This window comes from Tardiphaga sp. (assembly GCF_028290785.1).
Lineage (GTDB): Bacteria > Pseudomonadota > Alphaproteobacteria > Rhizobiales > Xanthobacteraceae > Tardiphaga.
This window is the reverse complement of the sequence record NZ_JAQGJD010000088.1, coordinates 1-9,368: the sequence shown is the minus strand read 5'-3', so window position 1 is coordinate 9,368 and position 9,368 is coordinate 1. Positions and strand designations below refer to the sequence as shown.

General features: G+C 65.0%; 10 protein-coding genes and 1 pseudogene. 4 read left to right on the top strand and 7 right to left on the bottom strand.

Going from position 1 to position 9,368, the window contains the following annotated elements:
* The 3 genes and pseudogenes from JWR89_RS04915 to ffh form a co-directional block, all read right to left on the bottom strand.
* A pseudogene (locus JWR89_RS04915) lies at positions 1-245 on the bottom strand (16S rRNA processing protein RimM); the annotation flags it as partial.
* Positions 246-309: 64 nt separating this feature from the next.
* Entirely contained in the window at positions 310-693 is a 384-nt protein-coding gene (gene rpsP, locus JWR89_RS04910) for a 30S ribosomal protein S16 (protein ID WP_299712448.1), read from the bottom strand.
* 47 nt (positions 694-740) lie between these two features.
* Positions 741-2,261, bottom strand: a complete 1,521-nt coding sequence (gene ffh, locus JWR89_RS04905) for a signal recognition particle protein (RefSeq protein WP_299712445.1) — start codon at positions 2,259-2,261, stop codon at positions 741-743.
* A gap of 356 nt (positions 2,262-2,617) precedes the next feature.
* Here ffh and JWR89_RS04900 point away from each other — a divergent pair, with 356 nt between their 5' ends.
* A complete protein-coding gene (locus tag JWR89_RS04900) occupies positions 2,618-3,679 on the top strand; it encodes an MBL fold metallo-hydrolase (RefSeq protein ID WP_299712442.1) in 1,062 nt (353 codons plus the stop codon).
* Positions 3,680-3,837: 158 nt separating this feature from the next.
* Here JWR89_RS04900 and JWR89_RS04895 read toward each other — a convergent pair whose 3' ends face one another.
* Together JWR89_RS04895 and JWR89_RS04890 are read right to left on the bottom strand one after the other, a co-directional pair.
* Positions 3,838-4,536, bottom strand: coding sequence for an SIMPL domain-containing protein (locus tag JWR89_RS04895; RefSeq protein ID WP_299712440.1), 699 nt, complete (start codon positions 4,534-4,536; stop codon positions 3,838-3,840).
* A 53-nt stretch (positions 4,537-4,589) separates the two neighbouring features.
* On the bottom strand, positions 4,590-5,327 hold the full coding sequence (locus JWR89_RS04890) for a GyrI-like domain-containing protein (RefSeq protein ID WP_299712437.1): 738 nt from the start codon (positions 5,325-5,327) through the stop codon (positions 4,590-4,592).
* Between the two features lie 201 nt (positions 5,328-5,528).
* Between JWR89_RS04890 and dapF the strand changes: the two genes are divergently transcribed.
* Positions 5,529-6,401 (top strand): diaminopimelate epimerase, encoded by an 873-nt coding sequence (gene dapF / locus JWR89_RS04885; RefSeq protein WP_299712434.1) that lies wholly within the window; start codon positions 5,529-5,531, stop codon positions 6,399-6,401.
* 9 nt (positions 6,402-6,410) lie between these two features.
* On the opposite strand, the gene JWR89_RS04880 is transcribed toward dapF, so the two are convergent.
* Complete coding sequence (locus tag JWR89_RS04880) at positions 6,411-7,046, bottom strand: RluA family pseudouridine synthase (RefSeq protein ID WP_299712451.1); 636 nt, start codon at positions 7,044-7,046, stop codon at positions 6,411-6,413.
* A 139-nt stretch (positions 7,047-7,185) separates the two neighbouring features.
* Between JWR89_RS04880 and ftsY the strand changes: the two genes are divergently transcribed.
* Both ftsY and JWR89_RS04870 read left to right on the top strand, forming a co-directional pair.
* Positions 7,186-8,130: a signal recognition particle-docking protein FtsY gene (gene ftsY / locus JWR89_RS04875; protein WP_299712431.1), complete on the top strand. Its 945-nt coding sequence runs from the start codon at positions 7,186-7,188 to the stop codon at positions 8,128-8,130.
* A 13-nt stretch (positions 8,131-8,143) separates the two neighbouring features.
* Positions 8,144-8,761 (top strand): septation protein A, encoded by a 618-nt coding sequence (locus tag JWR89_RS04870; RefSeq protein WP_299712428.1) that lies wholly within the window; start codon positions 8,144-8,146, stop codon positions 8,759-8,761.
* A gap of 157 nt (positions 8,762-8,918) precedes the next feature.
* On the opposite strand, the gene JWR89_RS04865 is transcribed toward JWR89_RS04870, so the two are convergent.
* Positions 8,919-9,287, bottom strand: coding sequence for a helix-hairpin-helix domain-containing protein (locus tag JWR89_RS04865; RefSeq protein ID WP_299712426.1), 369 nt, complete (start codon positions 9,285-9,287; stop codon positions 8,919-8,921).
* Between the last annotated feature and the right edge of the window lie 81 nt (positions 9,288-9,368).

The window sequence follows — 9,368 nt, the reverse complement described above, 5'->3', positions numbered from 1 at the left end:
TAGAGTTCGACGCCGTTGAGGCGTTCGGCGTCCTCGCGGCTGGCGACGCCCTTGAAGGTCGCCACCAGATGGCCATTGGCCTCCCGGACGGTATCGACCTCCAGCGTGCGGCCGCCGTCCTTGGTTTTCAGCGGGCCGTAATCGGTCACCGCCAGCGGATCTTCCGTGAACGTCCACAGCTTGACCGCGCCGCGCACGCCATGCGGCGCGCCGATGCGCGCGACGCAGATTTGCGATGTCGTCATAAGCGCGCCTCACGCCGCGGCGCGCGGCGCAAACCGCTTCGCGCCGGGAATGAGACTGCGATCATCAAGCCTGCTTCGCCTTGGCGGCAGCAGCGGCGGCCGACTTGGCGGCGGCGGCTTCAGCGGCCTTGGCTTCCGCGATGACCTTGCGCTCCTTGCGCGGAATCGCCTTCTCGGGATTGCTGCGGGCTTCGCGCTTGGCAACGCCGGCCGCATCGAGGAAGCGCGACACGCGGTCCGAAGGCTGCGCGCCCTTGGCGAGCCAGACCTTGACCTTCTCCATGTCGAGCTTCAGGCGCAGCTCGTTGTCCTTGGCGAGCAGCGGATTGAAGTAGCCGAGACGCTCGATGAAGCGGCCATCGCGCGGGAAGCGCGAGTCGGCGACGACGACGTGATAGACGGGACGCTTCTTGGTGCCTGCGCGGGCGAGGCGGATAACGACGGACATGGAATTCTCCTTAAGGTGTTCGTTTGATAGCAGTGAATGATCGGGTATTATTTCTTCTTCCCGAAACCGGGAAAACCGCCGAGACCCGGCAGTGTGGGTTTGCCCAGGCCTGACAGGCCCGGAAAATCTTTCGGGAGCGACGGCATCGCGCCCGGCGCGCCGCCTTGCGGCATCTTCTCGGCCAGCGCCTTCATCTGCTCTTGAGACGGCATGCCGCCGCCGCCAAAGCCCATCGCCTGCGCGATGCCGGCCATCGGGCCGCGCTTGCCCTGCCCCATGGCCTTCATCATGTCGGCCATGTTGCGATGCATCTTCAGCACCTTGTTGACTTCCTCGACCTTGAGGCCGGCGCCGGCGGCGATCCGCTTTTTGCGGCTGGCCTTGAGGATGTCGGGATTCTTGCGCTCCTGCCGCGTCATCGAATCGATCACGGCGATCTGGCGCTTGACGACCCTGTCGTCGAGATTGGCGGAGGCGATCTGGTTCTTCAGCTTGGCGATGCCGGGCATCATGCCCATCAACCCGCTCAGGCCGCCCATGTTGGTCATCTGGATCAGCTGCTCGCGCATGTCCGACAGATCGAACTGACCTTTTCGCATGCGCTCGGCGGTGCGCGCGGCCTTTTCAGCGTCGATATTGGCTGCGGCCCGCTCGACCAGCGAGACGACGTCGCCCATGCCGAGGATGCGGCCGGCGATCCGGCTCGGGTGAAAGTCTTCCAGCGCATCGGTCTTTTCGCCGGTGCCGATCAGCTTGATCGGCTTGCCGGTGACCGCACGCATCGACAGCGCAGCACCGCCGCGGCCATCGCCATCGACGCGGGTCAGCACGATGCCGGTGAGGCCGACACGCTGATCGAACGCGCGCGCCAGATTGACGGCGTCCTGGCCGGTCAGCGCATCCGCGACCAGCAGGACTTCGTGCGGGTTGGCGGCGGCTTTGATTTCCGCGGCTTCCGACATCATGTCTTCGTCGAGGGTGGTGCGGCCGGCGGTGTCGAGCAGCACCACGTCGTAGCCGCCGAGCTTGGCGGCGCTCAGCGCGCGCTTGGCGATGTCGGCTGGCTTTTGCCCCGCGACGATCGGCAGCGTCTGGATGTCGAGGTCGCGGCCGAGCACCGCGAGCTGCTCCATCGCCGCCGGGCGGTAGATATCGAGCGAGGCCATCAGCACCTTGCGCTTGTCGCGCTGGGTGAGGCGGCGGGCGAGCTTGGCGGTGGTGGTGGTTTTGCCGGAGCCCTGCAGACCGACCATCATGATGGCGACCGGGGGCACGGCGACGAGATCGATGCCGCCTTCGCCGTCGGCGCCGAGCGTCTTGACCAGTTCGTCGTGGACGATCTTGACGACCATCTGGCCGGGGGTGACCGACTTGACGACGGTAGCGCCGATCGCCTGCTCGCGGACGCGCTCGACGAAATCGCGCACCACGTCGAGCGAGACGTCGGCCTCGAGCAGCGCACGGCGCACTTCGCGCATGGCGGCATCGACGTCAGCTTCGGATAGCGATCCCCGCCCGGTCAACCGGTCGAGAATTCCGCCAAGCTTTTCCGACAGATTGTCGAACATCAGATCATCGCACCCTGCGTCGCCATCCGAATGATGGACGATAAACCAAACACTTTTGCGCCCGAGGGCGCATCGCGCTGTCGGGCGTTGACCTCCGGTCTCAAAGGGCCGGTCGGCGGGTCGAAAAGAAAACTTTTCGAGAATTGGTGGGGATTTACAGTGCGGACGTGGGTCGAGTCAAGAAATTAGACCGATCGGCTCGTCCGGGAAATGCCAACCCATTCAACATAAAGGATATTTTCGATGTCCCGGGCTGGAAGGATGTAGAAATTTGGATTTTGCAGCAAGTCGGCCTAGATGTGAGTAACTGCTCACCTCCCGTTCCGCACCGCTACTATCCAACCACCATCGGTAATATGATCCTTACCCGCCGCAAGCTTCTCGCGTCCTTCGGCGGCCTCGCCGCCGCGGCGGGGCTGTCGGCCTTCTGGGCTTCTCGCATGACCAATTATACCGGCCCCGTCTCAGACCATTTTGACGGCAAGACCTTCTTCGACCCCGACGGCGTGCCGCCGAAGACGCTCGGCGAGGTGCTGCGTTGGCAGTTCGGCGGCGGCCGCAACCGCCATGCCTGGCCGGATTGGGTCGAGAACGAACACGCCGACACCCCGCCGCCGCACGTCGATTCCGGCGTGCGGCTGTCTTATGTCGGCCACGCCAGCTGGCTGATCCAGACCGCCGGACAGAACATCCTGATCGATCCGGTATGGTCCGACCGGGTGTCGCCATTCTCGTTCGCCGGGCCGAAGCGCCACAATGCGCCGGGCATCGCTTTCGAGAAGCTGCCTGACATCCACACCGTGCTGGTGTCGCACGGCCATTACGATCATCTCGACCTGCCGACGCTGTCCAGGCTGACCGCCAAATTCAACCCGCGCGTGATCACGCCGCTCGGCAACGACGTCACCATGGGCAGCGGCGACAGCGCGATCCGGGCCGAGGCATTCGACTGGCACGACCGCGTCGAACTTGGCGGGGGGCTGGCGGTGACGCTGGTGCCGACGCGGCACTGGACCGCGCGCGGCCTGTTCGACCGCAACAAGTCGCTGTGGGCCAGCTTCGTGCTGGAGACGCCGGCCGGCAAGATCTACATCGTTTGCGATTCCGGCTATGGCGACGGCATCCACTTCCGCCGCGTCCGTGAGGCCCATGGTGCATTGCGGCTGGCGATTCTGCCGATCGGCGCCTACGAGCCGCGCTGGTTTATGCAGGACCAGCACATGAATCCGGAAGACGCCGTGAAGGCGCTCGCCGACTGCGGCGCGCAGCAGGCGCTGGCGCATCATCACAGCACGTTCCAGCTTACCGACGAGGCCATCGACGCGCCGACGACGGCGCTGGATGTCGCGCTCGATGCGGCGGGGGTCGCGAGGCAGCGGTTTGTCGCGCTAAAGCCGGGACAGGTGGTGGAGATTTAATTGTCATCCCGGACAAGCGCGCAGCGAGCGCAGATCCGGGATCCATAACCTCCGAGCCAATGGCTTCAAGCAAAGCCATCGGCCATATCGAGAAGCAGTTCGACAGCGTGTATGGGTCCGGCTTGCGCTCGCTTCGCTCGCTTGCCGGGACGACAACACTACGGCGCCTTGATCGACCAGGCGACATTCACGGTCACCCGCAGCGTTTCCTCGCCTTGCGCGATCGGCGCGGAGGCCGCTACGCCAGCCATCTTGCGGAACGCCATCGGCGCGGGCGCGCCACCGCCATCTTCAGAGATGCTCACCGGCGCGCCAAGCGTAACGCCGGCGGCCTTGGCGTAGATCTCCGCCTTGCGGCGGGCATCGACGATGGCCTCGGCGCGGGCGTCGTCGAGCAGTTTCGACGCCTTCTCCACCATGAAATTGATGCCGCCGATCTCGTTGGCGCCGGAAGACACCAGCGTGTCGATCACCGCCGCCACCTTGGTCACGTCGCGCAGCCGGATCGTGACCCGATTGCTGGCGCGATAGCCGGACACGACGTTCGGACCGGGCTTGGTCTGCTGCGCATATTGCGGCTGCAGCGACAGCCGCGACGTCTGCACGTCCTTCTCGTCGAGGCCGGCAACCTTCAGCGCCAGCAGAACCTTGCCCATCGCGGCGTTGTTGGACTCCGAGGCTTCGCGCGCCGTCTTGGCCTCAGTGCTGACACCGCCGTCGATCAGCGCCATGTCCGGCGGCACCGATACGGTGCCTTCGCCCGACACGGAAATCGTCGGCGTCGGCGCGACCTGCGCCAGCGCGGGGGTTACGGCGAGCGCGCCAGCCAGCGCGGCGAGAATGAGCTGATATTTCATTCCCGATCCTTCTGAGGTGTCCAAGGCTTCTTTATGGCCACTCGGCCGCATCATTACTTCAGCGGCACGTAGACGTTGATCACCAGCTTGTCTTCCGCGGTCTTCAAGGGATCGGTGATGTACTCCTCGATGAACGTATCCTTGGCTTCGAGCTTCTTGTCGTCGAGGTGATTGGTGATCGCCTCGTAGGTGTTGTCCATGTTGTCGTAGGAGCCGCGGTGCACGAATTTCAGCGCCTTGCCGTCCGGTGACTTCGCCATGCTCATGGTTTTGGGCAGCGACTTCGGTTCCTGGTCCACCGGGATTTCCGCCAGATAGGTGAAGCCGGTGTCGTCGGTGGAGGTGTAGACGATCATCGAATTGCCGGACGACTTGATGCCCTGCTTGTCGAGCAGCGCGGTCAGCTGCTTGAACGAATCCATCAGGGTCTCGAACGCTGAATCCCAGTTTGCCTTGCCGTTGAAGGTCAGGACCGGCTTCGCCGTTAACGTGATTTCATCGCCGAACGGATCGGCGGCCTGCACCGGGGGAACGACGGGCGTCACGGCCGGGGCCTGCGCCGCCGCGGGCGGGGTGGCCGGAGCGACGGGGGCTGGCGCCGCAGGCGCTGGCGCGGGCGCCGCGGGGACTGATGGCGCGGGTACGGCGGGGGCCGGCACGGGGGTATCGGGTGTTGTCGCCGCCGGCGGCGTGGCGGGAGGAGATTGCGCCAGCGCGACATTCAGGGACAGCGCGACGGCCGGGAGCAGCGCGGCGGATGCGGCGAGGCCAAGCAGGCGAGAGCGGATCATTCAGTAGTCTCCAATAGCCGTCGGCGCGCGTCCGGCGGCGCACGCCTCGTCAATGCGCGATTTGTCCGATGGTAACACGCAGCCACGGCATTCGTCCCCTGCCCCAAACGCGATGGCCGCATGAAAATCGCCGCCATGGATTTGCCGCACTGGCCAATCCGCCGCGCTTCGCCATATAAAGCCGGGAACACGGGACATGACATGAGCGCGCTGGCCAACCACGCCTTTGCCAAGATGAACGGCATCGGCAACGAGATCGTCGTCATCGACCTGCGCGACGGGTCCGGCGCCGTGACGCCCGACGACGCTCGCGCCGTGGCGGCGCCTGCCGGGGTGCCTTACGACCAGTTGATGGTGCTGCAGAAGCCGCGACTGGCCGGCACCGAAGCCTTTGTCTCGATCTATAACAATGACGGCTCGGAATCGGGCGCCTGCGGCAACGGCATGCGCTGCGTGGCGCGCCAGAGCTTCCTCGGCGGCGACAAGACCGCGCTGACCTTCGAGACCAGGGCCGGCCTGATCAATTGCTGGCAGGGCCCGGCGCCGGAGCTCTACACGGTGGATATGGGCGCGCCAAAGTTCGGCTGGCAGGACATCCCGCTGGCGGAAGAATTTCGCGACACCCGCGGCATCGAACTGCAGATCGGCCCGATCGATGCACCGATCCTGCACACGCCCTCGGTGGTCTCGATGGGCAATCCGCATGCGATCTTCTGGGTCGATGATGTCGAGGCCTATGACCTCGCAAAGTTCGGGCCGCTGCTGGAAAACCATCCGATCTTCCCGGAGCGCGCCAATATCACGCTGGCGCATATCATCGACCGCGATCACATCGTGATGCGAACCTGGGAGCGCGGCGCCGGCCTGACAAAGGCGTGCGGCTCGGCTGCCTGCGCGACCGCGGTCGCCGCCGCGCGCCTGCGCCGCACCAACCGCACGGTGCACATGACGCTGCCCGGCGGCGAACTCACCATCGAATGGCGCGAGCGCGACGACCACGTGCTGATGACCGGGCCGGCAGAGCTCGAATATGAGGGACGTTTCGATCCGGCGCTGTTCGGGGCGGCGGCCTGAAAAAACAGCCTACTCCCCATTCCAGCCGCACGCCCGCAGCCGCTCATGCAGATGCGGCGGGGCGGGCGCGACCACGCGGATCGGGTCCTTGTTGCGTGAGATCGGGATCACGATCTCGCGGGCGTGCAGGTGCAGCGTCGGTTCGCCGAAGCGGGGGCCGGTGCCATAGATGTTGTCGCCGACGATCGGCCAGCCTGACGCCGAACTGTGGACGCGCAACTGGTGGGTTCGCCCGGTGACCGGTTCCAGCGCCATCCAGGACAGGCCGGCGCCGCGCCCCAGCACCCTGAAATTGGTCACCGCCATCAGGCCCTCGGCGTCCGGCTTCATCCACCAGCCCCGTTCGGCATTCAGTCGCCCGAGCGGCATGTCGATGATGCCCTCGTCCTCGGCCGGGCCGCCTTCCACCACCGCCCAGTAGGTCTTGGAAATCCGGCTGTGCTTGAACAGCAGGCCGAGCGACGCCGTGGCCTTGCGGTGGCGGCCCAGCACCAGGCAGCCCGAGGTATCGCGGTCGAGCCGGTGCGCCAGAACCGGCGCGCGCGGCAGGCCGTAACGCAGGAATTCGAACGAGGTTTCCAGGTTGGCGCCGCCTTTGGGGCCGCGGTGCACCGGCAGGCCGGCCGGCTTGTCGATCACCAGCATCAGCCCGTCACGGTGCAGCACCCGTGCCAAAATCTCGGCTTCGGTCAGTTCGACCGCATCGGTGCGGGGCAGCCGGGCTTCGGCCTCTATTTCGTCTTGGCTTTCGTTCATGGCGCGAAACGGCTAACACAGCGCCGACATGAACGACACTCCTGAAACGCCGAAACTGAGCTGGTGGCGCCGGCTTTCCAGCGGCCTGAAACGCACCTCGAGCTCGCTGGGAACCGCGGTCGCCGACCTCGTCACCAAGCGCAAGCTCGACCGCGCCATGCTCGACGACATCGAGGATGTGCTGCTGCGCGCTGATCTCGGCACCGAAGTGGCGGCACGGATCGCCGCCGCCGTTGGCCATGGCCGCTACGACAAGGCGATCTCCGCCGACGACGTGAAGACCGTGGTCGCCACCGAGGTCGAGAAGGTGCTGTCGGCCGTGGCCCAGCCGCTGGTCATCGACACCCAGCAGAAGCCCTTCGTGATCCTGGTGGTCGGCGTCAACGGCTCCGGCAAGACCACCACCATCGGCAAGCTCGCCGCCAAGCTTTCCGCCGAAGGCCGCAGCGTGATGCTCGCCGCCGGCGACACGTTTCGCGCCGCGGCTATCGAGCAGTTGAAAGTGTGGGGCGAGCGCACCAAGTCGCCCGTGATCGCCGGCGCGCAGGGCTCGGATTCGGCGAGCCTCGCCTTTACCGCCGTGACCGCGGCGCGCGAGGACAAGCGCGACGTGCTGCTGATCGATACCGCCGGCCGGCTGCAGAACAAGGCCGAACTGATGATCGAACTGGAAAAAGTCGTTCGTGTCATTCGCAAGGTCGATGCCTCGGCGCCGCACGCGGTGCTGCTGGTGCTGGACGCCACGGTGGGACAAAACGCGCTGTCGCAGGTCGAGGCGTTTCATCGTATGGCTGGCGTCACTGGCCTCGTCATGACCAAGCTCGACGGCACCGCGCGCGGCGGCATCCTGGTGGCGCTGGCGGAGAAATTCAAACTGCCGGTGCATTTCATCGGCGTCGGCGAGGGGATCGACGATCTCGCGCCATTCACCGCGCGGGACTTTGCGCAGGCGATTGCAGGAATCGAAAATTGAATCGAGAGCTGAGATGAGCAAGGTTGAGATCCTCGACAAGAAGATGCCGCACCCGCTGTTCAAGCTTGCCACCGAACTGGGGCCGCTGCTGATCTTCTTCGTCGCCAATGCGAAATCGAACCTGTTCGTCGCCACCGGCGCCTTTATGGTAGCGGTGATCGTGGCGATGGTCGCGTCCTACGTGGTGACCAAGCATGTGCCGATGATGGCGATCGTGACGGCGGTCGTCGTCATCGTATTCGGCACGTTGACGCTGGTCCTGCACGACGAGACCTTCATCAAGATGAAGCCGACCATCGTCTACGCGCTGTTCGCGTCGATCCTGGGCGGCGGGCTGCTGTTTGGCCGCTCCTTCATCGCCATCATGTTCGACCAGATGTTCAACCTCACCCACCAGGGCTGGCGGATGCTGACCTTGCGCTGGGCGCTGTGGTTTGCCGCCATGGCGGTGCTGAACGAAGCGATCTGGCGCACCCAGACCACCGAGTTCTGGGTTGCCTTCAAGGTGTTCGGCATGGTGCCGCTGACGATGATCTTCGCGCTGACCCAGATGCCGCTGGTCAAGCGCTATCATCTGGAGCCGGTGTCGCTGGCTGAGAGCGCCGCCGATGAAGGCGACGTGACGAAGTAGGGTGGGCAAAGGCGCGCTTGCGCCGTGCCCACGCCCTTCAGAGACGATGAAAGACGTGGGCACGCTTCGCTTTGCCCACCCTACGCCTTCCTGCATCAGACAAGCGAAACGCACCGGCGCAGAGCGCCGATGCGTTTCAATCGGAAAAGCGACAGGCTTATTTCGGCTGCGTCGCTATGATCTGGGCGGAGATCTTCTTGTAGGTCGCCTCGGGCAGGATGTTCTTCGAGACCAGCTGATCCTTCTTGGCATAGGGACGGCCGGCAATGATCTTGTCCGAATACTTGTCACCGATCCCCTTGAACGCCATCAACTCTTCCTTGCTGGCGGTGTTGATATCGATTTTTTCATCGGCCTTCGCCGCCGGCGCCATTTTCGATTCGGCAGGCGCCGCCTTGGCGGCCGGGGCCGGCGCCATCTTGCCCGATGTAGCGGGGGCCGGCGTCTGCGCCATCGAAGGGGCCGAGACGAGCAGGCCTATTGCAAGAGCCGCGGCGGAGAGGGAAGCAAGCGAGAAGTGGCGCATCGGATGTCCTCCAAGGACTGGTGAAACAATGGAACCAAGCTAGCGGGCGATTCATGGCGACGCCATGGCGGCGAAATGAAC

Bases quoted from the DNA above. Each gene is read 5' to 3' on its own strand.
- rpsP (WP_299712448.1), bottom strand. From the start codon at position 693: ATGTCCGTCGTTATCCGCCTCGCCCGCGCAGGCACCAAGAAGCGTCCC.
- ffh (WP_299712445.1), bottom strand. From the start codon at position 2,261: ATGTTCGACAATCTGTCGGAAAAGCTTGGCGGAATTCTCGACCGGTTG.
- JWR89_RS04900 (WP_299712442.1), top strand. From the start codon at position 2,618: ATGATCCTTACCCGCCGCAAGCTTCTCGCGTCCTTCGGCGGCCTCGCC.
- JWR89_RS04895 (WP_299712440.1), bottom strand. From the start codon at position 4,536: ATGAAATATCAGCTCATTCTCGCCGCGCTGGCTGGCGCGCTCGCCGTA.
- JWR89_RS04890 (WP_299712437.1), bottom strand. From the start codon at position 5,327: ATGATCCGCTCTCGCCTGCTTGGCCTCGCCGCATCCGCCGCGCTGCTC.
- dapF (WP_299712434.1), top strand. From the start codon at position 5,529: ATGAGCGCGCTGGCCAACCACGCCTTTGCCAAGATGAACGGCATCGGC.
- JWR89_RS04880 (WP_299712451.1), bottom strand. From the start codon at position 7,046: ATGCTGGTGATCGACAAGCCGGCCGGCCTGCCGGTGCACCGCGGCCCC.
- ftsY (WP_299712431.1), top strand. From the start codon at position 7,186: ATGAACGACACTCCTGAAACGCCGAAACTGAGCTGGTGGCGCCGGCTT.
- JWR89_RS04870 (WP_299712428.1), top strand. From the start codon at position 8,144: ATGAGCAAGGTTGAGATCCTCGACAAGAAGATGCCGCACCCGCTGTTC.
- JWR89_RS04865 (WP_299712426.1), bottom strand. From the start codon at position 9,287: ATGCGCCACTTCTCGCTTGCTTCCCTCTCCGCCGCGGCTCTTGCAATA.